Origin of the sequence: Psychrobacter sp. YP14 (genome assembly GCF_003209315.1) — a bacterium.
In the GTDB taxonomy this organism is placed as follows: Bacteria; Pseudomonadota; Gammaproteobacteria; order Pseudomonadales; family Moraxellaceae; genus Psychrobacter; species Psychrobacter raelei.
Map to the genome: position 1 here is coordinate 1775831 of NZ_CP029789.1, position 24297 is coordinate 1800127.

The following is a 24297-nucleotide window of genomic DNA, read 5'->3' on the forward strand; positions in this document are numbered from 1 at the left end:
TTACTGCTATTTCATAGCTATCGAGTATGAATTGAGCAGCTATTCAATAGTCACTTGTGAGACGGCTCTTAACAGTACCGCATTATTAGCACCTGATTTGAGCGTCGCTCTTGAGGTGGTGGTCAATACTCTTTTTTGACCATCTCTGACCCAAGTTTCTATCGTTTTAACATCGGCTTTTGCTTGATCTCCACTGATGACCACATTAGATATATTAATATCATAGGTATAGCTGCTTGATTTTGACCAACTGTCTTGTAACAGCTTTAAATAGGCCGCTTTATCAAGGCTTGTGGTCTTACCACGGCGAGACAATGAAATTAAGGCTTCATCTGCCACTAAACTTGAGACCAAGCTTAGGTTTTCGCTATTGGCCGCTTGCTTCATCTGTGCCGCATAGCTTTGCACGGCGGCCTCAGTTAATGGGGCGGCTTGGGCAGCAGTGGCTACCATACTGACCGCGGTGACCATAGCTGCAGGTGCAAGCACGGCTGACATTGATTTTTTTGAGCTAAATAGACCCTTTAGCATAGAGACTTCCTTATTGTTGTAAACAGTTATAAAAACCTGCTTAACTTTGTGAGTTCATAGCTTCAATTTTTCGGCTAAATGAGCTTAACTGGCTGATATTTATGTATCCATCTGGATGAATTTTATGCCTATAAATTGTAATGCACCCTTATGGTACTATACTTAAGTTAACCCCATCCTAGGTAAATATTAACGGCTTGTAATATTTGGTCACAAAAATCAGCTTTGCTTGATGACGTCGATTAATGTTTATTGGGTCAATAAAACATAGGCACTAAGATGCCACTTAGCTTTAAGGGTCTATCGGCGTATCATCATCTTCTACCAACATCCCTAACCTCGCTGAACGGCGCTGCATCATCTGACGCGCCAGTACCTGCATGTCCTCAACGCGGTCGACTTCATCGACGATTTCAAGACCCAATAAGGTCTCAAGCACATCTTCCAAAGTAACCAAACCTTTGACCTCACCATACTCGCCCACAGTCACTGCAATATGAATGCGGCTATTGAGCATTAGATCTAATAAATCAAACAGCTTCATTTTGGAGAATACAAAGGTAATCTCGCGCTTATAGCTCTCTAAAGGCTTATCCATATGATTGTTAGCTTTGGCCAATAAAATATCCGACTTTAAAACAAAGCCGGTCACCTTATCTAAGTCCTCATCATAAATGGGCAATCTTGAGAACATCAGCTTAGGACGATTGGCCAATAGTTCAGCAACCGTAATCGACTGATTAAACGCATGCATGACTGAGCGCGGCGTCATGATATCCTCAACCTTAATCGCACCGAATGCCAACAGGTTACGGATAATTCTTGACTCTAATGGATCAATTTGACCCGACTGTTCACCCACACTAGCAAGCGCAGCAAACTCATTACGACTAAAGGTATTGGCCTTTTTGCCACGGGTCAATAAAGTGGTGATTTTTTCGGAGAACCAAATAAGCGGATACAGCAAGAATATAATGGCTTTAACAAAATACGCCACTGGACCTGAAAGTTGACGCCAATAGACCGTACCAATGGTTTTAGGAATAATCTCAGAACCGACCAATATCAGCAAGGTCATAAAGGCTGAGAACACGCCAAACCACTCACTACCAAAAACGATAGTGGCCTGAGCCCCTGCTCCCAAAGAACCGACCGTATGTGCCACTGTATTTAAGGTCAAAATAGCCGCGATAGACTGATCAATCTTATCGACTTTAACTTCTTTTAACATCGCTGATTTTGTGGGGTTTTCTTCTGCAATAGAAGCCACATAAGAGGGTGTCATGGTCAATAAAGCTGCCTCAGAAACCGAGCAGATAAAGGACACAAACACCGACAATACCATAAAGGCAATAAGTAGCACCAAATGCACCCCATAAGCAAAAGTCTGCACGGGTGCATCTATGGCACCACCAGCAGCATAAGCCACTAGTGGTATTGAGGTAATAAAAGCGATTAAAAATACAGTGTTACGGGTAAAGCGTGGTGATGTTCTAAATCGAGCTTTCAAGTCAAACACCTAATGTAGTTGAACCAAATGTCGTTAAACATAAAGAAGAAAAGTAACAGGATATCACTAAACTTAACTAGTTTACATGCATTTATGATTAACCCCTTCACGTAACGCCTTACCGGGTTTAAAGTGAGGAATGGCTTTTTGGGGAACCAAGACCATCTCGCCGGTCTTAGGATTACGACCTTGACGCGCCTCTCTGTGATGCAAACAGAAGGTACCAAAGCCGCGCACTTCTATTCTATTATTTGAGATGAGCTTCTCTGAGAGCAGTTCTAATATCTCACGGACGGCATTGTCTACATCTGAATCTGCCATATAGTCGCATCGAGCGGCAACATCTTGTATTAAATCTGATTTATTTATAACTTCTGTCATATCCATGTGACCTTAATAAATAATAGTATGAAAAACAATTGTATTAAACTGCTTTAAATCGCTAGTCCTTTAACAAATTTTAAGCAAATGCCTTACGCGCAGTAAAGGCTATTTTACTCACCAAATATCATATGCCTTAAATAGACTTATGATTTAACTATGAATATTCTAACTTTCATAGTCTATATTGATATTAAATCATAAGTTTTGGCTGCTGTGGAACTAATATTAGACTTTTTAACAATTTAGGCCAAATATTGAGGCAATCTATTAAGTTTTTGCATTAAAAAAGGAGCAGCCTTTTGGCCACTCCTTTTCTTTAGACTTTTACGTTATCAATAACGTGTACCTTAGAAGCTATTTAGCTAAATAGCACTCTAATATTAGTCTTGCATTTGCTCTTTGATCAAGTCACCAATTGTTTTTGGCTGTGCTTCAGGAGCAGCTTGAGTGCTACCAAGCTCTTTAATCGCTTGACGCTCTTCAGCTTCATCTTTCGCTTTGATTGATAAGCTGATGCCACGTGATTTACGATCAACGCTGATGATTTTCGCTTCAACGCTATCGCCTACGTTTAGATGCTTAGTTGCATCTTCAACTTTGTCACGCTGGATTTCTGATGCGCGTAAGTAACCTTCAACTTCGTCTGCTAAAGTAATTGTAGCGCCTTTAGCGTCAACGTCTTTAACGGTACCAGTTACGATTGAACCACGGTCGTTACCTACTAGGTACTCGTTGAATGGATCAGAGCTTAACTGCTTGATACCTAGGCTGATGCGGTTGGCTTCAGCGTCAACTGATAGAACCATCGCTTCAACAGTGTCGCCTTTGTTGTAGTTACGGATAGCTTCTTCGCCAGCTTCGTTCCAAGAGATATCAGATAGGTGAACTAGACCATCGATACCACCGTCAAGACCGATGAAGATACCAAAGTCAGTGATTGACTTGATAGTACCCGTTAGCTTATCGCCACGGTCATATTTCTTATCAAACTCTTCCCATGGGTTTGGTAGAGTTTGTTTGATACCTAGGCTGATACGACGACGCTCTTCATCGATATCTAGGATCATAACGTCAACTTCGTCACCAATCTGAACGACTTTAGATGGGTGGATGTTTTTGTTGGTGTGATCCATTTCTGATACGTGTACCAGACCTTCGATACCGTCAGAGATCTCAGCGAAACAACCATAATCAGTTAGGTTAGTTACGCGAGCTTTAACGATGCTACCTACTGGGTAAGTACCGCCAACGTTATCCCAAGGATCTGTACCTAGTTGTTTTAGACCTAGGCTTACGCGGTTGCGCTCACGGTCAAACTTAAGTACTTTAACTTTAAGGTCTTGACCCACTTCAACCACTTCTGATGGGTGCTTGATGCGGCGCCATGCCATATCAGTGATGTGTAGTAGACCGTCGATACCACCTAAGTCTACGAATGCACCGTAGTCAGTTAGGTTTTTAACGATACCTTCAACTTCGATACCTTCTTCAAGCTTATTAAGTAGCTCTTCACGCTCAGCTGAGTTTTCAGCTTCCATAACCGCTTTACGGCTAACAACAACGTTGTTACGTTTTTGATCTAGTTTAATAATTTTGAATTCTAGCTCTTTGCCTTCAAGGTGCGTTGTGTCACGGATAGGACGAACGTCAACTAATGAACCTGGTAAGAAAGCGCGTACTGAACCTACATCAACAGTAAAACCGCCTTTAACTTTGCTTGAGATGATACCTTTTACAATTTCATCGCCTTCAAATAGTTTCTCAAGCGCGTTCCAAGTTTCTACACGTTTTGCTTTTTCACGTGACAGTAGGGTTTGACCCATACCGTTGTCAACAGCTTCAACAACAACATCAACGCTATCGCCCACTGCTACTTCAAGCTCGCCATTGTCGTCTAAGAACTCTTCACGAGCAACAACACCCTCAGACTTCAAACCAGTGTCAACTGTAATCCAATCGCTATCGATTGCTACAACAGCACCGCTGATTACTGAGCCACGCTCAATATCAAGACCTTGCTCTTCTAGACTCGCTTCAAATAGTTCAGCAAATGATTCCATTATGATTACCTTAATATAGCCGTATCCTGTCCAGCACAGTACGGTTCAAGTTAATGAGGATAAAAGATTGACGCTGGTTTTGCTCTTTTTATCTTCATTTAAAAAAAATGTTATTTTAAGCGCCTTAAGCCAAACACGGTATGTATTAAGCCAAAGCCTTAAAAGCTAATGGGTACTGCAAATAACCTATAAGTGACTGCTTATAAGTCAATTGTACTGCAAAAAATCGCTTATAGAGCAATTTTTATCTTAAAAGCTTATGCCTTTTTGCTGACAAAACTTTTTAATCTGGGCAAACACATCGTCTGCATTCATGCTTGAGCTGTCCAATACCAAAGCATCTTTAGCGGGCTTGGACGGAGCAACACTGCGATTCTCATCGCGCTCATCTCTTTCTTGGATGCTTGTTAATATGGCGGCATAATCTGCACGTTCACCCGCTTGTTGTAACTGAGCCACTCGGCGATCAGCTCGGGCTTCAGCGCTGGCTGTCAAATAAACTTTGGCATCCGCATTAGGAAACACCACAGTTCCCATATCACGACCGTCAGCAATTAAACCGGACTCATTGGCCATGTTCTTTTGCAAAGCCAGTAGCGCTTCTCGCACGCTAGGCAAAGCGGCAACTTTTGAGGCATAGCCTCCGACCGTTTCATTGCGGATTTCACCGGCGACATTAACGCCATCAACCACAATATCTACGTCACCTGTGTCACGTGGCAAAAACTGAATATCCAAGCTTTGAGTAAGCTCAGTAATATCGGCCACCACTTGCTCAGTCAAAGATAACTCATTTAATAGACCTGCCTCAAATGCCTTGAGACCGACAATACGGTATAGGGCGCCTGAGTCTAATAGTCGATACCCTAAAGCTTGTGCCAGTTTTAGACAAACTGTGCCCTTTCCTGCGCCGCTTGGGCCATCAATGGTAATAACAGGAAAGCTCATGAGGTATCACCTACTACTTTTTATTTTATCAAATGAATGGCTTGGGCTTAAATTATTTTTTAAGCAAGTCCGCAAAATAAGCTCTTTTCTTGCGCGTATTTGCCGCCATCTACCCGCTTTATTCAGCAGCCAAACGCAAATAGTGCAAGATTATAACAAAATATAGTAAGCATCACTAGTTAATTTTTAGAATTTTTTGCGCATTTAACTTAGTATGGGCAAGAGTTTGGTTAAAAGTCTGGTCAAGAGTATGGATCAGAGCATAAGTAAAGTATAGGCAAGCAGCCTGAGTTCATTTATGTGCAATGACCAATACCTTAAACTAACAGATGCATCCCTACTGTTAATGCGCTAAGGCTTTTTATCATTGCAATTTTTATCATTGCGGTTTTAATCGGACTGCTTTTGAGGCTTTTTTTTGCCACGTCTGGCCCGAAAAAATGAGCGCAGCTGGGTTTGGCTCTGCTGCTGCAGTAGCCCTGAATACGCCTGCATTTTATGATTGTAAAAGTCCATTTCGGTTAAATTCAGTTGACTGCCTACCATACCTGCCCGCGGCTCAAAAGTTGCAAAGACCAGCCTTGCTAGCCGAGCATGTATCAGTGCTCCAAGGCACATGGTGCATGGCTCTAAGGTGACATACAAGGTGGTGTTGGGCGGCAATCTATAATTTTGCAGCGTCTGACAGGCACAGCGCAAAGCCACCACCTCTGCATGAGCTGTTGGGTCGCTTGTGGTAATGGGCTGATTAAACCCCTCGCCTATAATCTTATTGTCACACACCAAAACCGCGCCCACCGGCACCTCTTCTTGACTTGCGCCTTGCTGCGCCAAGGCTAAAGCTCGGCGCATAAAGCCCACATCAGAGAGTAGCCAATAGTTAGCAGCGGTTAGATCACCAGGGTAGGCCTCACTTAGTAAAGCGCTATGAGGCGTCAATAAATTCACAGCAGTCACCGTCATAAGTTACAAATAAAATAAATAGTCAATAGATAAAACTTAGACCAATCAAAGCACAAAGATAACCACGCGCATTGAGCCTTATATTAGCCATTAAATGCTTAGGCTATTTTTAAACTTATTGCGGTAATTGCCAATCAATGGGAGTCTTGCCATGCTGCTGCAAATAATCATTGGTTTTTGAAAAAGGCTTGCTGCCAAAAAAACCACCTCTATTGGCCGCTAAAGGTGAAGGGTGCACCGCAGAGAGCACCAAATGCTTATCAGTGTCAACGAACTTTCCTTTAAGTTTGGCTTTGCTGCCCCACAAGATAAAGACCGTATTATTGGTCTGCTGATTGACCACATCAATGACCGCATCGGTAAACTGCTCCCAACCTTTACCCTGATGACTGCCTGCCATGCCCTCTTCTACGGTCAACGAGGCATTTAGTAGTAAAACGCCCTGCTCAGCCCATGAGGTTAAATCCCCATGCTTGGGCGGGACTGTACCAATATCATCGGCCATTTCTTTTACAATATTACGTAAGGAGGGCGGCATCGGAATCATCTTAGGCACCGAAAAAGACAGCCCCATTGCCTGACCTGGGCCATGGTAAGGATCTTGACCTAATATCACTACCTTAACTTGCGATAGCGGGGTTAAATTAAAGGCATTAAACATTTGGCTGGCTTTGGGATATATACTTTTGCCAGAGCCATACTCTTGACGTAAAAAGTCACGCAGATTGTCCATATTATCCGAGGTCAACTCATCTGCTAAGGCCTGTTTCCAGTCCTCTGGCATCTTAACTTTGGCTAAAATGGCCTGCTTCTCGGCTGCACTTTTTTGGCCTTTGGGCTCATTCACTAATGACATAGTAGACTCTTTTTTAATTTGTTTTAGGTATGGGCAATCAAATGTATCATAGCGCCCATTGTATAACATCGCCTGTCACACTGCGAAGCCACTTTCTATTGAAAATAAAAACGTGTGCTTGAGAGGTTTTTGGGCTCAAAGTAACACACATAAAAATATAAATAAAAAAGGGGCTAACTCAGTGGTTAGCCCCTTTTTTGCGATTTATAACAATGACAACGCTTTTAGGCTATTTGAAATTTAGCCTTCTTCGTATTCAACGCCGCGCTGACCATGCTTCTCGACCACTGTAAGTAAGATACGACTGCCTTCTGCAGCGGCCTTACTGCCATCATCTAGAGCACTGTCAAAAACGTCCTCGCTTAAGGTCACATGCACCGCACCACCTTCTGCTAAATCTCCGAACAGTACCATATTGGCCAGTGGCTTTTTAATCTCATTTTGGATCAAGCGCTGCATTGGACGCGCTCCCATTAAGCGATCATAGCCTTTTTCAGCCAAGTATTCACGTACCTCATCATCAATCTCTAGCATCACTTGCTTATCATCTAGCTGAGCTTGCAATTCCACTAAGAACTTATCTACTACCGATACTACAATAGAGGGATCTAGAGGGTTGAACTGAATAATGGCATCGAGACGGTTACGGAACTCTGGCGTAAACACACGATTCATCGCCTCAGTGTTGTCTTTACTGTGATCTTGCTTAGTAAAGCCCATCGATGAGCGGCTGATGTTCTCGGCGCCCACGTTGGTAGTCATAATCAAGATGACTTGCTTAAAGCTTGCAACGCGGCCATTATTATCCGTAAGCGAGCCATGATCCATCACTTGCAGTAGCAAGTTGAACACATCGGGATGCGCTTTTTCAATCTCATCGAGTAGCAAGACACAATGCGGATGCTGATTGATTTTTTCAGTCAGTAAACCACCTTGATCAAAGCCCACATAGCCTGGAGGCGCACCAATTAAACGAGAGGCGGTATGCGCTTCCATATACTCAGACATATCAAAGCGTATCAGCTCGATGCCCATCAGATTCGCCAGCTGCTTAGACACCTCGGTTTTACCCACACCGGTAGGGCCAGCAAACATAAACGAGCCAATCGGCTTATCTGCAGATTTTAGACCCGCACGAGACAATTTAATCGCATCTGACAAGGTTTTTATGGCTTCATCTTGGCCAAATACCAAGCGATTTAAATCACGCTCTAGATGCTGTAACAACGACTTGTCATCATTAGACACTGATTTTGGCGGAATACGAGCAAGCTTGGAGATAATCGCTTCGATATCCTCTACATCAATAACTGTAGGTGCCGCTTGCGTCTCATCATCCAATGCCTCATCCGTATCTTCAAAGTCAGACTCTACCGACTCTAAAGCGTCATCTTCATTATCACCATCAGCTTCGGCGTCTAAACCGCTCTCATCAGCATCAATTTGGGCATCATAATCGGTCTTGTTACCCAAAACGTCATCGCTTAAGTCTACCGCATTGACATCTGTGCTGTTGAGCTCATCAATTAACTGATTTTCCTCTTCAACCTGAGCGGCATCTGGCGTCACGCCCAAACGCTTATAAGCACCTGCCTCATCAATCACGTCAATGGCTTTATCTGGCAAAAAGCGCTCATGAATGTGTTTGGCTGATAGCTGAACTGCGCTCACTAAAGCGGCATCTGTGTACTTCACATTATGAAACTCTTCATAACGTGATTTTAGGCCACGCAAGATTTCAATGCTGTCATCCACACTCGGCTCATTGACATCGATTTTTTGGAAGCGACGTGATAACGCATGATCTTTTTCAAACACCTGACGATACTCTGTAAAGGTGGTTGATCCGATACATCTAAGCTCACCATTGGCCAGTGCAGGCTTGATTAAGTTAGACACATCCATATTACTGCTCATGGATGAGCCAGCACCAATAATCATGTGCACTTCATCAATAAACAAAATGGCATTGGGCTTTTTCTTAAGCTCATCAAGCAAAGCTTTCATGCGCTTTTCAAAGTCACCCCGATATTTGGTACCAGCAATTAATGAGCCAATATCTAGGCTATAAATCACGCAGCCCTGTAAAGGTTTGGGTGCTTTATTGTTAATAATTAACCAAGCCAAACCCTCTGCAATAGAGGTTTTACCCACACCAGGATCACCGACTAACAGCGGGTTATTTTTGCGGCGACGACAAAGTACCTGTGCGGTACGCTCGATTTCACTTGAGCGGCCAATAAGTGGATCCGTTTTGCCTTCTGCGGCCCGTTTATTTAAGTTAACCGCAAATTCAGTCAGTGGGTCTTTTTTGGCACGAGCGGCTTTAGGGTCTGCGCCTTCATTGTCTGACGGACCTTCACGAGTCTCATCACCCTCATTGCCATGTGACAAATATTGAGTCAGCTCAAGACGGCTCACACCTTGTTTTTTAAGCAAATATACCGCATAGGTATCATGCTCTGAGAACATAGATACTAAGATATCCGAGCCTTGTACTAGGCGGCCTGAGCCAATAGATTGCACATGGAAAATGGCGCGCTGCAAAATACGATCAAAGCTTTGGGTTGCTTGCGGTGTTTGCTCAAGATCAGCATCAAGCTTTGGCGTATGTTTGTCGATATAGGCTTCTAAATCCGAGCGCAAGCTGCTGATATCAGCGCCGCAAGATTTAAGGGTGGTAACTGCATTATTGTTTTCTAATAAAGCCAGCAACAAATGTTCAACGGTTAAATACTCATGTGACTTTTGTCGGGCCAGCGTCATGGCTAGACGCAAGGAAACTTCGAGGTGACGACTTAACATAGAGGTATCCTGATAATTGTTATTTTTTAATAGGTAAGATCATTACAAATATACGTTTGATAGACAGTTAACTAACTATAGCAAGTTAACACCAAGTTGGGGTTATTTAATGACCATTAATATGGATCACACCATGAACTGCGACACAATGATCTTACGCACATACTCATTAGGTAGGGTTGTTGAGTATAAAAATCAAGCCTATCGCCAAACTTTGTACTTATCAGATACGCAAAACATACGTAATTTTTGGCTATCATTTCAGACAGTTATAGGGCGCTTTTTTATTATGATTAAAAATAATACTGACAGCAAAAATAAAAAAATCTCTTAGCGCCCACGTGAGTACTAAGAGATTTTTTTAGCTTTAGTTGTCTGCTTAGTGCCTACTTTTTTAAGGCTTTAAGCAGCGTGTTAGCCCTTAAGGTACCAGCCAGCCCAAAAATACTGATATGGTGATAATACCAATCAGTGACGATACCAATAACGTCGCCCCTGAAACTGCTGGGCGTACATTAACGGTTGCACCAAACACCAACCCAAAGAACGCAGATGGAATGGCCATTAGGATAACCGCTTGTACCACTGCTTCATGGTTAATACCAATTAATACCGCAATACCAAATGTCAATAAGGGCTGAATGACGTTACTCAATAAGGTACTGACTGACACGTTGGTATTTATTTTAATTTTTTGAGCAGATAGTAATAAGCCTGTTAAGAATAAGCCAACGCCACCCGTCGCCATCGTAATGGGCTGGAAGGCTGTTGCAGCAAGTTTAGGCATAGGAATACCGATAATTGCCCATATCAAACCAATAACCGGTAAGAAAAATACAGGCGTTTTCACCGCTCCGATTAAGCCTTTAATAAATTCTTTTTTGACCGATACTTCTTCATCAGGAGCAGAGGTGCCCATTGCTAACTGTGCCAAGGCTATGGGGGTCACAAAGATAGAACCTGCCGCAATAGCTATCGCTACCAATAACGCTGCTTGATCACCAAATAGCGGAAGTGTTAGCGGGATACCAATTGACGCATAGTTCGGGAACGCGATAGTTAACGACTGCACAACCCCTTCAGCTAAGCTTAGTTTAAATACTTTTTGCTGAATCCATAGCGATGCTAAATATAAGATAAGCATCGACACCCCAATCACTAAGATCAGTGTGAGGTTCGGGATGATGACATCCCGGGGGGTTCGTGCAATAGCAATGAACATGGTCAACGGTACCATAAAGGTCATTAACATGACATTGATGGTTTTGACGTTTTGATTGTCGACCATACCCCGCTTACCGGCAACGTAACCAATTAGTAAGCCGACATAGATGGGCAATAAGGCGCCAACGATGATATTAAACATGTGGCTTCTCCGGTTTTAGGTTTAGTAAACGTTACCTTGATTAGGATCAACAATGACATCAATCACATGAGGGCGTGGGTCATTTAATGCTGCGCTTAGCGCCTCATCTAACTCATCCACATTGTCCACCTTAGAGGCGTTACAACCATAACCGAGAGCAATTTGGGTAATATCAATTTCTGGCAAGTCCATACCTGGGGTATTAGAAGTGCCCATGATGTCTGAGAACGCTTTTAGTGCACCATAACCACTGTTATTAAGCACGACAACGGTCAGTGGTAAGCCATGCTGAGCTGCGGTCCACAATGCTTGAATTGAGTACTGCATTGAGCCATCACCAATCACTGCGACCACTTTGCGCTCATCTTGCGCAAGCCCGATACCCACTGATGCGGGTAAACCATAACCCAGACCGCCACTTGACATGGTATAAAAACCGCCTTTTTGAGTCACTGGCAAGTTCTTTTGCAGTGCAGGACGGTGAGACGGTGCTTCCTCTACCAAAATCGCATCTTTTGGCATAAGCTCGCTGAGTCTAGATAGCACATAAGCAGCTGAAGGTTTACCGTCCCCTTTTTCTGGCGTGCTGCGCTCAATGGCGAAAGGTTTGGCCACATCAGCGGCAGGTTTTTCTGGTAATAGCTCAATCAGTTTTTCAAGGGATTCGTTAAGCTCACCCACCAAGCTTAGATCTGCTTTTGCACGGGCAGCCGCATTTGGATCTGAGGTTAGCTGCATCACCTTAATATCTGGATTGGTTAATACGGCGGCACCCCCTTCAACGTGGAAGGTAAATACTGGTGCACCAGCCACGACAACCAAGTCGTGACGCTCAAGCATTTTTGATAGATTTTCTGGAATAGCCGGTAAGAAGCCACCAAATTGTGGATGATCTTCAGGGAAAGCTGCTGCTGCTACTACTGGTGCAACATATGCGGTTGCGCCTGTGCGCTCTGCAAGCTTCACTGCATTATCATACGCATCAAAAATATCGATTTCAGTGCCCACGACTAACGCCGGACGTTTTGCTTTAGAGAGTGCCTCTGCAACGCGTTGAAGACCCTGTTGACGTGCTGGACCAAAGCCAATGGCATCGACGACTTTAACAGGGTCACAAGGCTTGTCCCAATCATCATTAGGTACAGAGATAAAGGTGGGACCATAGGGAGGCTGCATCGCAATCTCAAAGCAGCGTGCCAATGCTGCTGGTACATCTTGTGCAGTGGCCGGCTCTACAGACCACTTAACATAAGGCTTAGGGAAGCTTGCTGCATCGTCTGCAGCAAGATACGCCTCTGATGATAATAATGAGCGGCCTTGCTGACCTGCCATCACCACCATAGGCACTTGGTTTTTATAGGCGGTAAATAAGTTACCTAAACTATTACCAAGACCTGCGGCTGAATGCACGTTAACGAATGTCGGACGACCTGTGGCTCGTGCCATACCATCAGCCATACCAACGGCGGACGCTTCTTGCAGACCCAGCACATATTCAAAATCTTCTGGCCAATCGCCCAAAAAGGCAAGTTCTGTTGATCCAGGGTTACCAAATACCGTCTTAACCCCTAAATCACGTAATACCTGAATAACAACATCTCGAACTGTTAATTGATTAGATGACATAAATTTATCCTATTAGTTATTTTAACTCTATGTTTAGATTTTATTAAAAAAATAAATGGTGGGATCTGAAAACTCTTATGCGTCACTTCAGGTGCGTCAGTTTCTTACTAAATCAATATAAAACCGCTGTTGACAGGCACTACCGCATCTTAGTGATGAAAACTATACAACAATCTGTAAAAAACTGGATGACATTTTTTGTAATGAAAAAGTAATTTTCGTTACCGACTATTTTATTTTTTAATGTAATATTTACTTAACAATAATCAATAAACAGCAATAAGCTAAAATAAGCAGATGGTCTACACAGACAGCGGTTTTTAAAGCATTGATGACGAAAAGCAATGTCAGAAACTCTGATAGCCCTCAACCCTCACCTTGGTTACAATTTTTTAAAGTATGTCTATATGGTTAGTAACAGTGAGATGCTACTTTTAGCCCTAAGATAACCAAAGACCATAATCAATAACCATAAAATAAGGAGATAATCATGAATAAAATACTAAGTGCGGATGCCATGATGAAGGTATTGAACGATTGGGGAGTTAAGCGGGTATATGGCTTACCTGGCGGCTCTCTTGACTCAACCATGAATGCCATTTATAACTGGCGAGATAAGATTAAATATATCGGTGTTCGTCACGAAGAGGTCGGTGGTCTGGCCGCGGTGGCTGAGGCAAAGTGGACCGGTAAAATTGCAGTTATGCTAGGCTCTGCAGGCCCAGGTGCTGCCCATTTATTAAACCCGCTACATGATGCCGCTCTGGATAATATTCCAGTATTGGCCATTGTCGGTCAGGTACCAAGCGATAAGATGAATACTGACTACTTCCAAGAAATGCCCGAAAATCCTATGTTTGCAAGTTCTGCTGTCTATAACCGCACGGTAATGACCTCAGAGCAATTGCCAGAAATCATCGATACTGCCATTCGCAAAGCTTATGAGCTTAAAGGTCCGGCGGTGATTGTTATCCCTAAAGATTTTGGCTGGGTGGAGATTGAGGACAATTACGTCTCTTCTGCACAAAAATACAGCACACCGCAGTGGCAACTGCCTGCCAATGAGGAGGATGTCGAAAAGGTATTGGATTTACTTGAGCAGTCAAGTCGCCCTATTGTCTATTTTGGCCGCGGCGCCCAAGGTGCAGCCGATGAGCTGCGTGAGCTTGCTGCTTTATTGAAACTGCCAATGGTATCTAGCTATTTAGCAAAAGGCATTTTAGAGGGCGATGAAGAGTTTTATATGCTCTCTACTGGCCGCGTGGCGACCAAACCTGGGGTTGATGTTGCCCGTGCTGCAGACTTTGTGCTCTTTACTGGTACCAATTTTGAATTCCCCATGTTCTCAGAAGAGGCAACCTTTGTGGATGTCAACCTCAACCCTTCTGTCATTGGCGCCAGACACCAGACTAAGCTTGGTATCTTAGCCGACGTCCCGACATTTTTGCGTCAATTGCTTAACGCCGCAAAAAAACGTTATGGCGAAGACGGCGCAAACTATGCGTCTGCCCGAGCCCGTCAGCAAGATAGTGATTATCAGGCTTGGTACGCCGCGGCAGTAGAAGACAAAAAACAATGGGATGCATGGCTTGCAAAACGTGCTGAGCGCAACACCAATCCTGTTGGCTTTGAAAGCGTATACAAAGTCATTAACAAAATGGCGGCGAAAGATGCACTGTTTGGTGTGGATGTGGGTAATGTTAATATTGCCGTTGCTCGTCTACTCAGCTTAGGTGGCGGACGTCGTCAGGTGACTTCCCCGCTGTATGCCACCATGGGCTTTGGTATGCCAGCCGCCATTGCCGCAGCGCTAGAGTACCCTGATCGTGAGGTCTGGAGCTTATCAGGAGATGGCGGCTTGGCGATGGTGGTACCCGATCTAATCACCCAAGCAGAGCATGAGCTACCCATTATGAACTTGGTATTTACCAATGAGTCTTTGGGTTATATCGAGGCCGAACAAGATGATACCCATCAGCCGCATTCGGGTATTAAACTACAAAATGTTGACTTTGCAAAAGTCGCAGAAGGCTTCCAAGTGACTGGCTTTACCGTACACAAAGCTGAGGAGCTTGAATCTGTGTTACAACAAGCTCAGCAAGTCACCCGCAGCGGCAAACCGGTACTGGTAGATATAAAAATCACCAATGAGCGATTACTGCCTGTTGAACAGTTCCCGCATCGCCGCTCTGGTGAGCCAGATGTGATTGCTGATTTTGATAAATTTATTAAGCATTTTGAAGCAGAAGCACTTGAGCCATTTGGTGAGATATTAGATCGTCATGGCGTAACAAGCTTTTAGAAGCACCGCTCATCACATCTTTAACATCACAGCTGAAGCTGAAAATACCCTACTCAACATCAGCTGCTATAGAAGATACAACCTGTAAAACATGGAGCAAAATAGAGAACGGAGCAAAATAGACAACATAGTTGGCCACAATAGAAATAGGCCAGAACACGCACAAAAAAAAGCAGCTAATTATTAGCTGCTTTGATGTGGTTCAATCTGAGTTAACAAAGGGTAGCCTTCTTTTCGAGCGGTCTGGTTGACCTTTTTGGCTTTAGTCTCTGCAATATCTTTTGGATAAATACCGGCAATACCACGGCCTTGATTGTGGATATTGAGCATAATCTCAACCGCTTTGTCCATATTATGGCGAAATTCAGACTGCAACACATACACCACAAATTCCATAGGCGTATAGTCATCGTTATACATGACTACCGCATACATGGGCGGCTCAGTAATCTCAGGTTCTGCTACCAAAACCTCAACTTCACCCTCTTCTTGTGTATGCTCATCGATAAGCTTCAAAGGACGAGCAATTGGCAGCGTTGCTGGGTGATGCCAGTCTGCTGACCCACCCTTATGACTTATGACCATAAACGTCTTATTTTGTTTCATAGTGGCTTGATAATCTTTGAGTTTGCGGCAAATAAAACCTATTTACTTGCCTGGGTGTTGCCTTTGCCTTCATTAACAGGGCGTTGGTCGGTTTCTGGCACTTCAGATAACGACATAGGCATTTTTTCTACCGGGGCTGACAACTGCCAATTGTAGATTTGTTCTACTTTTTGACCGTTGGATTCTAGATTTAACTTGGCTTGCTTAGGTTTAAAGCCACTTGGCATCACAAAACGACCTCTGATACGCGAAATGCCTTTAATATCATAGGTACTAGGCTCTAGTGGTACTTCCACCAAGCTGTCTTCGTCTAACAAGGTTAAAGTGGGCTTTAAGCGGTGCTGCAGGCCGTCTTTGGCCAACATAGCAACATCAAAGCGGTATTCAAAGGCATTCTCAGGTAACGGCTCCATCTTGGCGCCAACTACTTGTAGCGGCAAGCCACCTTGCTGAACCAAGCTTTGAGCATAGACATCGTTTACTTGGATAAGCTGCATATTTTTAACTTCCAAATCTTGGATGTCTTGGCGCATCTGACCTAAGTTATTTAGGCTGATGTCACGCTCTTGCTTGGCGGTATTGACCTGTTTGGTTAACGACTCTACATTCAGCTTAAGTTTTTTAATATCCTCAGCGGTCAGCTGCTGAGCATCACCTTTAAGCTTGGCTTCATTTTGCGAAGCCTGATAACCTCGGTAATAACCAAATTTATGGCCAAAAGCAGTGGCAATCACGCCTGTTAACAAGACTGCACTCGCAAATAAGACCAATATCAGCGGACTCATCACACCAGAGGATGATCGCTTCACAATTTTTGGAGTGGATTTGCTGATTTCGGTGGGCATGTGTTCTAGGCTCGTATCTTATGAATCGGCAATTAGTTAAGCAGCCAAAGTTAAAGGCCATTTTAAGGCAAGGTATTATACCTAACTCTTAAAGCAATAACTAACATCAGATTAGCTTCAATAACATATTTCTATCATCAATCTGTTATAAAGCATAAACTATTCGGCAAATATATCGCTATCAAATCTGTACCAAATGGGTTTAGTTTATACATAACTGACGACTAATCAAGAGATTATCGTAAGCGGTCTGACTCAAAAAACCCTAAGTAACAGACCGAATGCTGCAATATCTATTTAAAAAACATACGTTTAAGACAACCCTTATCCTATAAAGTATCACCTAAGGCACGACGGGCACATGATTAAGTCCTAACGACTCCTCGAAGCCAAACATCACGTTCATACACTGAACTGCTTGCCCTGCTGCACCTTTGACCAAGTTATCTTGCACCACTAAAATTGTGGCTTCTTTGTTACTGTTGTTTTGATGTACGGCGATACGTAGACGGTTACTGGCTCTTACGCTACGGGTATCGGGAAATTCACCCGCCGGCAACACATCGATAAAGGGCTCATCTTTATAGGCCTGCTCATAAATTGCTTGCAAATCAAGCTGACAGCCGGCCTCGGTTAATCCCAGATGAATTGTACTAAACATACCACGAATCATAGGCACCAGATGCGGTACAAATCGAATATTTTGGGTGAACTTGCTTTGTAATAACACATGCACGCCCTGCTCAATCTCTGGCAAATGACGATGCCCTGCTACGCCATAGGCACTAAAGTTATCTGTGGTTTCTGCATAATTTAGTGACAGCTTGGCTTGACGGCCAGCCCCTGATACCCCCGACTTGGCATCAATAATAATGCGCGGCTCAATTAAAGCGTCACTCGCTAAGTTTTGGGCCTCGATAACTGGCTTTAGACCCAAAATAGCTGTGGTTGGGTAACAGCCAGGGTTGCCAATCACACTGGCAGACTTGATCGCGTCACGGTTAATTTCAGGCAAACCATAAGCCGCCTGCTTGAGCAAATCTGGGCAAGCATGCTTATGCTTGTACCAGTGCTCGAAGTCTTGTAACGACTGCAACCTAAAGTCAGCTGCCAAGTCAATCACTTTGACCCCAGCCGCTACTAGAGCTTCAGCTTGCTGCATAGCCACACCATGGGGGGTAGCAAAAAACACCACATCACATTGTGTCAGTGCCGATAACGTATCTTCACCCAAATCACTGTAGGTGAGCTCAGAGATGCCTCTTAAGCTTGGAAAAATGCTTGCCACAGGTTTTCCGGCCTCTGATCGTGAAGTTAACCATTTGATGTTCACTTTTGGGTGCGAAGATAACAATCTAATAAGCTCAACGCCGGTATATCCGGTACCTCCCACTATGGCTATTTGTAACATATCCTATCCTACTGTTTTGAAAGTCAATTAAATAAAATCCATCTTATGCTTAATCAATCTCACTTTGAGATCTATATTTATAAACTAGACGCTGGGCTGTCCCTGTTGGTTTTAGCATAGCCACTGAGTACTGAGTGTAAAATAGGCTTATCTAAATAAGCCTATTTTATAGTGTAAATGTTTTAATTTATCACTGTAATGCTGTGATGTTACAGCTTGTACTCATGCACGGCATCCACAAAGACCCCTGCATTTTTTGGGTCTACCCACTGAGTAATGCCATGGCCTAAGTTCGCAATATAGCCTGTCTTCTCACCACCGGCATAGGCATCATCTAGCATGGCATTGACTGACTGTCTGATTAACTCAGGTGAACCGTATAAAGTGGCCGGATCTAGGTTACCTTGGACAGCAATCTTGCGTTTGCCAGTAGCTAAAATAGCACGGGCTTTATCTAGTGGCATACTCCAATCTAAGCCCAAGCAGTCCGCTTCGCTGTCCATCTGAACATCAAGCCATAAGCCGCCGCCCTTGGTGAAGACCACCACAGGCACTTCAGGATGACGCTGTTTTAGCTCGGCCACCACACGCTTATTATACTTATGTGAGAACTCAGCAAATTGACGGTGTGCAAGCGCACCACCCCAGCTATCGAATAGCTGAACAATTTGGGCACCGGCCACAATTTGGGCGTCTAAATAATCGATAATCGCTGTGGTGATATGGTCTAGAATTTGATGCAAAAATTCAGGTTTGCTGTACAGCAAGCCTTTGGTATAGCGATAATCTTTAGAGCTGCCGCCTTCAATCATGTAAGTGGCCAAGGTCCAAGCACTGCCTGAAAAACCAAACAAAGGCACTTTGCCATTAAGCTCTTTACGAATACTGGTTACCGCATCCATAACATAGCTTAGTGAGTCTGCTGCATTAAAGGCTTCTAACTGATTAAAGTCGGCCTCTGTGCGTAACGTGCGCTTAAACTTCGGTCCCTCACCTGTTTCAAAATATAACCCTAGACCCATAGCATCAGGAATGGTCAAGATATCGCTGAACAAAATGGCGGCATCTAACTCATAACGTCTTAAAGGCTGCATGGTGACTTCTGTGGCACGCGCTGTGTCTTTGCACAAGCTCATGAAGTCGCCGGCTTCCGCTCGCGTGGCTTTATACTCAGGTAAATAACGACCCGCTTGGCGCATCATCCATACTGGCGTGGTGTCGATGGGCTCAAAGCGTAAGGCTTTTAATAAGCGATCGTTTTTTAAAGGAGCAAAATTGTGAGTATTTTCAACAGAATCAGAATTCATTATAGACATTAGTATCTCTTTAAAGTCCTAAATTATAATCAAAATGGCCATGTTAACGGACGTACTGCCTTACAATGGTAGCAGGTTATGCCACCCTCGGCACCTTTTAGGCGCTTTTATTTATTACGCCATGTGTTTTAGCTCATTGGCCACTATTTATTTAATATGGCCATGTCATCGCGATGAATCATAACCACGCGCTCCTCTGAACCCCCTAATATTTTATCAAAGTTATGGGTTCTATTACGCGCCACACGCTGCGCATCCTCTGAGGAGAAATTGACTTGACCCACGGCAATACGCTCTTTGGTCGTCTCATCCACCACAGCCACCACGTCGCCTTCATCAAAGTCGCCTTGGATATCTACCACGCCTACAGGTAATAAGCTCTTGCCTTGTACGGTAATGGCATGTACCGCACCGGCATCGATATACAACGTGCCTGCCATACGCAAATGCGCAGCGAGCCACTGCTTACGGGCAATAATCTTATCGGCCTGATTGGTTTTTAATAAAGTGCCCACCGACTCACCCTCAACCACTCGGGTAATGACTTTATCGATACTGCCATTGGCAATCACAGTCGGGCAACCACCCATCGCAGCCAATCGACCCGCCCGAATTTTGGTGAGCATACCACCACTACCGAGTTTGCCGCCCTCTCCTGCAATGTCAAACAAGTAATCTGCCATTGCTCGCTCTTGACGAATCATTTTGGCATCGGGATTTTCGCGTGGATTATCGGTAAACACCCCATCTTGATCGGTTAAGATGATGTACAAATCGGCGCTGACCATAGCCGCTGCCATAGCGCCTAGGGTATCATTATCACCAAACTTAATTTCATCGACAGTAATGGTGTCATTTTCGTTAATAACAGGGATCACTCGCCAAGACAGCAGCTTATCTAAAGTATTGGCGGTATTTAGATAACGCTGCCGGTTGGATAAATCATCATGGGTCAATAGAATTTGAGCACTACGCACCCCACTTTGAATCAAGGCTGAAGACCAAGTTTCAATCAGCCCCATTTGACCAATAGCAGCACATGCTTGTAGCGCCTCAAGCTTTTTGGGACGCTCATCAAGACCCATTCTTACCAAACCTTCTGCCACAGCACCCGAGGAAACCAAAATTACCTCTTTGCCTTGATTGTGTAGCTTGGCAATTTGACTGGCCCACTCATAAATGGCGGTGCGGTCAAGTCCTTTACCATTATTGGTAAGCAGTGAAGAGCCAATTTTTACAATAATCCGCTGCAAATCAAATGATCGATCTTCTGTAGCAAACCGGTCGTCATCTAAAGCGGTGGGCTTAGGGATACTTGGCTTTACGGTGTGTAAATTTTTCGGTTTCTTCTTAGCACTCATAATTCTTCCCAAAATTGATGAATAGAATAGTTATATGCTGGTTAACACAGTGATCTATCATTGATTGATGGTCGATACGATATCATTGGTGTTGGCGATACTAAGCAAGGCTTTATAGGCGAAAGCTTAGCTCACCACTAAAGGATTAATTAAGGCGCGTATACCACTTCCACGCCATCGTCATCATCGTCATCTAGCTCATTATTAAAGGCCGCTTCACGCGCTGCACGACGCGCAGCGCGATAAGCCTCTTTTTGTTCTTCTGTGTTGAGGCGAACTTCCGCTTCTAGACGCTCAAATCTCTCTTTTTGCGCTTGAGCAAACATCGGATCTTCTTCTTCACGCTCTTGCTCACGCTCAATTTCATTCATTAAGTGATATTTGACATCATCGACGCCTGCACCGGTTAAGGTAGAGGTTCTAAATACCGCGCCTGTCCAGCCAAGTTCAGCGACAATATGCAGACACAGCTCATTTAACTCATCTGCGTCCGGCACCTGATCGATCTTATTTAAAATCAAGATTTGCGGTAAGTTAGCAAGCTCAGGTGAGAAGCGCTCAAGCTCATTAAGAATAACTCTACCATTCTCAACCGGGTCACTACCATCAATGGGCTTGATATCTAAAATGTGCAGTAAGCGGCGGGTACGTGCCACATGCTTTAAGAAGCGAATTCCTAAGCCGGCCCCTTCTGAGGCACCCTCAATAAGACCTGGAATATCCGCCATCACAAATGAGCGGTGCACACCCACATCCACCACCCCTAAGTTCGGTACTAAGGTGGTAAAGGGATAATCGGCTACTTTTGGCTTGGCTGAGGAGACTTGACGGATAAAAGTAGATTTACCAGCGTTGGGTAGGCCAATTAGGCCGACATCTGCCACAACTTTTAACTCAAACTTTAGCTCTTTTAGCTCACCCTCGAAGCCAGAGGTGGCCTTACGAGGTGCTTGGTTGGTTGAGCTTTTAAAATGGGTGTTACCCAGACCGCCATCACCGCCTTTGGCAATTAGCAGCTCTTGACCGATTTCTGTTAAGTCACCGATCACCTCACCGGTCTCATTATTCACAATGGTGGTACCAATAGGCACCCGCAGATAGATATTATCCGCCCCCTTACCAGAGCAGTTTTTGCTGTGACCATTTTCACCACGGCCTGCATCATAGCGGCGGGTGTAACGATAATCTACTAAGGTATTGGTGTTGTCATCGGCCACAACAAATACGTCGCCGCCTTTACCGCCGTCACCGCCATCTGGCCCGCCGCGGGGTACATATTTCTCCCGGCGAAAGCTCACAATGCCGTTACCACCATCCCCTGCTTTGACAGTAACAATTGCTTCATCAATAAATCGCATTGGTCTTGCTCCCTTAAGTTCTCTTAAATTGGTGTATCTTAATGGACTAACGACAGGCCGCTTAACTTAGTTTGACGTCACGTCAAAATACGTCAATGGCCTGCTTAGCAGAATAATAATATCTTATAGAACGGTTTTCTAAAAAATAAAGTTAAAAATCATAACGCCGTATTCTACAGCATTATCAATCAAAACGAATAATAAAAAAGATACCCGATAACCTTAACGATTATCGGGTACCGTTGCAAATCGTGCCAGTCACTAGTTTAGTTGACTTTTATACATCCAATGCTTTACAACAAACTTAACAGATACTAGGCCATTAAGCGCTGATGTTGGTGTAATGCACGCCTGCCATCTGTGCGGCTACTCTTAATACTTGAGTGCTGTAGCCTACTTCGTTGTCATACCAGATATATACTGTGGCATGGTTGTCGGTCACGATAGTGGCTTGCGCATCAACAATACCCACTTGCTTGGTGCCCACAAAATCTGAAGACACGGCTTCAGTTGAGTCGGTATAAGCAATTTGAGACTGCCAAGCATCGCTTTGAGAAACTTGCTTGAAGAAAGCATTTAATGCTTCAGCGCTCTCTGGTGCTTTTTCTAAGTTTAGGTTTAAAATAGCCATACTTACGTTTGGCGTTGGTACACGGATAGCATTACCTGTCAGCTTACCGTTTAACTCAGGTAGTGCTTTACCTACTGCCTTGGCCGCACCTGTACTGGTGATAACCATGTTTAATACCGCACTGCGGCCACGGCGATCGGCTTTGTGGTAGTTATCAATTAGGTTTTGATCGTTAGTAAAGGCGTGGATAGTTTCTACGTGACCATTTACGATACCATACTCATCGTTAAGTACTTTTAGTGATGGGGTAATCGCGTTGGTGGTACAACTGGCGGCACTGACGATAGTGTCATCGCCAATCGTGTTGTTGTTGACACCATAGACGACGTTTTTGATATCGCCTTTTGAAGGGGCCGTTAGCAATACTTTTTTCACGCCTTTGGCTTGAAGATGCTTACCAAGACCTGCTTCATCTTTCCAGATACCGGTGTTGTCAATTACGATAGCGTCATTGATACCATAGCTGGTGTAATCAATTTCGCTTGGATCATTGGCATAGATAACCTGTACAAAACGGCCATTGACGATAAGGCCTTGGTTGGCTTCATCTACTACCACTGAGCCTGCGAAAGTGCCATGTACTGAGTCGCGCTCAAGTAATGAGGCACGCTTCGCTAAGTCACCCTCTTTACCAGGACGTACAACGAAAGCTTTTAGCTGTAAGCCTTTATCAGTTGCGGCCTCTTCAAGCAATAAGCGAGTTAGGATACGACCAATACGGCCAAAGCCATATAACACAACGTCAGTAGCTTCACTGGCAGCAGGGGTCGATTTGTCCGCTTTTGCAAAGGCATCGGCCACACTGACTTTATTTTTTACCAATTGACCAGCATCAACTACTGCCGTCGTAATGTCTTGACTGTCTGCCACTTCTTTTACAGTAGTAACGATGTCATCAATACTAAGCGCAGTACCGTCATTGCGGGTAGCGGTCTGTTGAACTTTAGTTAATAAGTCCGCTGTTGATAAACCGTTAAGTGTTTCACCAAATAAATTAACTTTTACATCTTTATTAATATAAAGGTTATGTAATTGTTGGGCCAGCTCATAAGCTTGAGTTTGTTGTTGTTGGTAGGTGGCTAAATGAACTTGGTGTAACTCACGGCGCGTATTAGCATTACTCACAATAGTCATCCTTTGGGTAAATGAAGTGAAGGGGTAAATGAAGTGAAAATGGGTACTCATCGATCTGTGCTGCTCGCCATTTTAAGTTACGACTTAGCCTCAGAGCTTAGTAACCAAATATAAGATTTTGATGGCTTTGTCTGAGTTTTAACGACAAATATCCTTAAAATGAGCAGCAGCTTTATTATTCTGGGTAATTTTAAATCATCTTGCCGATTTTAGCCAGTCAGATACCGTCAATTCATACCGGCTTAGTAAGATTTGCAGGGGCTTTTAGCCACAAGCAGCGTGTT

18 protein-coding genes are annotated in these 24297 nt (G+C 44.0%); 1 reads left to right on the top strand and 17 read right to left on the bottom strand.

The genetic code is table 11. The features are described 5' to 3' along the window. Positions 1-39 precede the first annotated feature (39 nt). The 10 genes from DLE54_RS07310 to mdlC all read right to left on the bottom strand — a co-directional run bounded on the left by DLE54_RS07310 (position 40) and on the right by mdlC (position 13049). The gene (locus DLE54_RS07310; protein WP_011960806.1) at positions 40-531 is read right to left on the bottom strand and encodes a hypothetical protein; all 492 of its coding nucleotides are present in this window, start codon (positions 529-531) and stop codon (positions 40-42) included. Between the two features lie 292 nt (positions 532-823). Then, a complete protein-coding gene (locus DLE54_RS07315; RefSeq protein ID WP_227535013.1) occupies positions 824-2041 on the bottom strand; it encodes a hemolysin family protein in 1218 nt (405 codons plus the stop codon). Between the two features lie 81 nt (positions 2042-2122). Continuing rightward, entirely contained in the window at positions 2123-2422 is a 300-nt protein-coding gene (locus DLE54_RS07320; RefSeq protein ID WP_110816740.1) for an integration host factor subunit beta, read from the bottom strand. Positions 2423-2805: 383 nt separating this feature from the next. Next, a complete protein-coding gene (gene rpsA / locus DLE54_RS07325; RefSeq protein WP_011960809.1) occupies positions 2806-4485 on the bottom strand; it encodes a 30S ribosomal protein S1 in 1680 nt (559 codons plus the stop codon). 249 nt (positions 4486-4734) lie between these two features. After that, on the bottom strand, positions 4735-5433 hold the full coding sequence (gene cmk / locus DLE54_RS07330) for a (d)CMP kinase (RefSeq protein WP_011960810.1): 699 nt from the start codon (positions 5431-5433) through the stop codon (positions 4735-4737). Between the two features lie 390 nt (positions 5434-5823). Beyond that, the gene (gene tadA / locus DLE54_RS07335) at positions 5824-6381 is read right to left on the bottom strand and encodes a tRNA adenosine(34) deaminase TadA (RefSeq protein WP_227535015.1); all 558 of its coding nucleotides are present in this window, start codon (positions 6379-6381) and stop codon (positions 5824-5826) included. Positions 6382-6511: 130 nt separating this feature from the next. Beyond that, a complete protein-coding gene (locus DLE54_RS07340; protein WP_110816741.1) occupies positions 6512-7252 on the bottom strand; it encodes a uracil-DNA glycosylase in 741 nt (246 codons plus the stop codon). Between the two features lie 240 nt (positions 7253-7492). After that, positions 7493-10057 carry an ATP-dependent Clp protease ATP-binding subunit ClpA gene (gene clpA / locus DLE54_RS07345; protein WP_110816742.1) on the bottom strand — a complete coding sequence of 855 codons (2565 nt, stop codon included), beginning with the start codon at positions 10055-10057 and terminating at the stop codon, positions 7493-7495. A gap of 421 nt (positions 10058-10478) precedes the next feature. Then, positions 10479-11423 carry an AEC family transporter gene (locus DLE54_RS07355; RefSeq protein WP_110816744.1) on the bottom strand — a complete coding sequence of 315 codons (945 nt, stop codon included), beginning with the start codon at positions 11421-11423 and terminating at the stop codon, positions 10479-10481. Between the two features lie 21 nt (positions 11424-11444). Beyond that, positions 11445-13049 (bottom strand): benzoylformate decarboxylase, encoded by a 1605-nt coding sequence (mdlC, locus tag DLE54_RS07360; RefSeq protein ID WP_110816745.1) that lies wholly within the window; start codon positions 13047-13049, stop codon positions 11445-11447. A gap of 490 nt (positions 13050-13539) precedes the next feature. Here mdlC and spxB point away from each other — a divergent pair, with 490 nt between their 5' ends. Beyond that, positions 13540-15351, top strand: a complete 1812-nt coding sequence (gene spxB / locus DLE54_RS07365) for a pyruvate oxidase (RefSeq protein WP_110816746.1) — start codon at positions 13540-13542, stop codon at positions 15349-15351. Between the two features lie 183 nt (positions 15352-15534). Here the strand turns inward: spxB and clpS are convergent, their stop codons facing one another. The 7 genes from clpS to DLE54_RS07400 all read right to left on the bottom strand — a co-directional run bounded on the left by clpS (position 15535) and on the right by DLE54_RS07400 (position 24013). Further along, positions 15535-15957, bottom strand: a complete 423-nt coding sequence (gene clpS / locus DLE54_RS07370; RefSeq protein WP_110816747.1) for an ATP-dependent Clp protease adapter ClpS — start codon at positions 15955-15957, stop codon at positions 15535-15537. 38 nt (positions 15958-15995) lie between these two features. Continuing rightward, positions 15996-16802 (bottom strand): hypothetical protein, encoded by an 807-nt coding sequence (locus tag DLE54_RS07375; protein WP_110816748.1) that lies wholly within the window; start codon positions 16800-16802, stop codon positions 15996-15998. A gap of 343 nt (positions 16803-17145) precedes the next feature. Then, positions 17146-18213, bottom strand: a complete 1068-nt coding sequence (argC, locus tag DLE54_RS07380) for an N-acetyl-gamma-glutamyl-phosphate reductase (RefSeq protein ID WP_110816749.1) — start codon at positions 18211-18213, stop codon at positions 17146-17148. 209 nt (positions 18214-18422) lie between these two features. Then, on the bottom strand, positions 18423-19529 hold the full coding sequence (gene hemE / locus DLE54_RS07385; protein WP_011960821.1) for a uroporphyrinogen decarboxylase: 1107 nt from the start codon (positions 19527-19529) through the stop codon (positions 18423-18425). A 143-nt stretch (positions 19530-19672) separates the two neighbouring features. After that, the gene (proB, locus tag DLE54_RS07390; protein ID WP_011960822.1) at positions 19673-20890 is read right to left on the bottom strand and encodes a glutamate 5-kinase; all 1218 of its coding nucleotides are present in this window, start codon (positions 20888-20890) and stop codon (positions 19673-19675) included. 149 nt (positions 20891-21039) lie between these two features. Further along, a complete protein-coding gene (gene obgE / locus DLE54_RS07395) occupies positions 21040-22248 on the bottom strand; it encodes a GTPase ObgE (RefSeq protein WP_011960823.1) in 1209 nt (402 codons plus the stop codon). Positions 22249-22570: 322 nt separating this feature from the next. Continuing rightward, positions 22571-24013, bottom strand: a complete 1443-nt coding sequence (locus DLE54_RS07400; protein WP_011960824.1) for a glyceraldehyde-3-phosphate dehydrogenase — start codon at positions 24011-24013, stop codon at positions 22571-22573. Between the last annotated feature and the right edge of the window lie 284 nt (positions 24014-24297).

Excerpts from the sequence above, each read along its gene's own strand:
- proB (WP_011960822.1), bottom strand. The coding sequence starts at position 20,890 with ATGAGTGCTAAGAAGAAACCGAAAAATTTACACACCGTAAAGCCAAGT.
- DLE54_RS07310 (WP_011960806.1), bottom strand. The coding sequence starts at position 531 with ATGCTAAAGGGTCTATTTAGCTCAAAAAAATCAATGTCAGCCGTGCTT.
- mdlC (WP_110816745.1), bottom strand. The coding sequence starts at position 13,049 with ATGTCATCTAATCAATTAACAGTTCGAGATGTTGTTATTCAGGTATTA.
- DLE54_RS07355 (WP_110816744.1), bottom strand. The coding sequence starts at position 11,423 with ATGTTTAATATCATCGTTGGCGCCTTATTGCCCATCTATGTCGGCTTA.
- clpS (WP_110816747.1), bottom strand. The coding sequence starts at position 15,957 with ATGAAACAAAATAAGACGTTTATGGTCATAAGTCATAAGGGTGGGTCA.
- DLE54_RS07320 (WP_110816740.1), bottom strand. The coding sequence starts at position 2,422 with ATGACAGAAGTTATAAATAAATCAGATTTAATACAAGATGTTGCCGCT.
- DLE54_RS07340 (WP_110816741.1), bottom strand. The coding sequence starts at position 7,252 with ATGTCATTAGTGAATGAGCCCAAAGGCCAAAAAAGTGCAGCCGAGAAG.
- spxB (WP_110816746.1), top strand. The coding sequence starts at position 13,540 with ATGAATAAAATACTAAGTGCGGATGCCATGATGAAGGTATTGAACGAT.
- rpsA (WP_011960809.1), bottom strand. The coding sequence starts at position 4,485 with ATGGAATCATTTGCTGAACTATTTGAAGCGAGTCTAGAAGAGCAAGGT.
- hemE (WP_011960821.1), bottom strand. The coding sequence starts at position 19,529 with ATGTCTATAATGAATTCTGATTCTGTTGAAAATACTCACAATTTTGCT.
- DLE54_RS07375 (WP_110816748.1), bottom strand. The coding sequence starts at position 16,802 with ATGCCCACCGAAATCAGCAAATCCACTCCAAAAATTGTGAAGCGATCA.
- DLE54_RS07400 (WP_011960824.1), bottom strand. The coding sequence starts at position 24,013 with ATGACTATTGTGAGTAATGCTAATACGCGCCGTGAGTTACACCAAGTT.
- obgE (WP_011960823.1), bottom strand. The coding sequence starts at position 22,248 with ATGCGATTTATTGATGAAGCAATTGTTACTGTCAAAGCAGGGGATGGT.
- clpA (WP_110816742.1), bottom strand. The coding sequence starts at position 10,057 with ATGTTAAGTCGTCACCTCGAAGTTTCCTTGCGTCTAGCCATGACGCTG.
- argC (WP_110816749.1), bottom strand. The coding sequence starts at position 18,213 with ATGTTACAAATAGCCATAGTGGGAGGTACCGGATATACCGGCGTTGAG.
- cmk (WP_011960810.1), bottom strand. The coding sequence starts at position 5,433 with ATGAGCTTTCCTGTTATTACCATTGATGGCCCAAGCGGCGCAGGAAAG.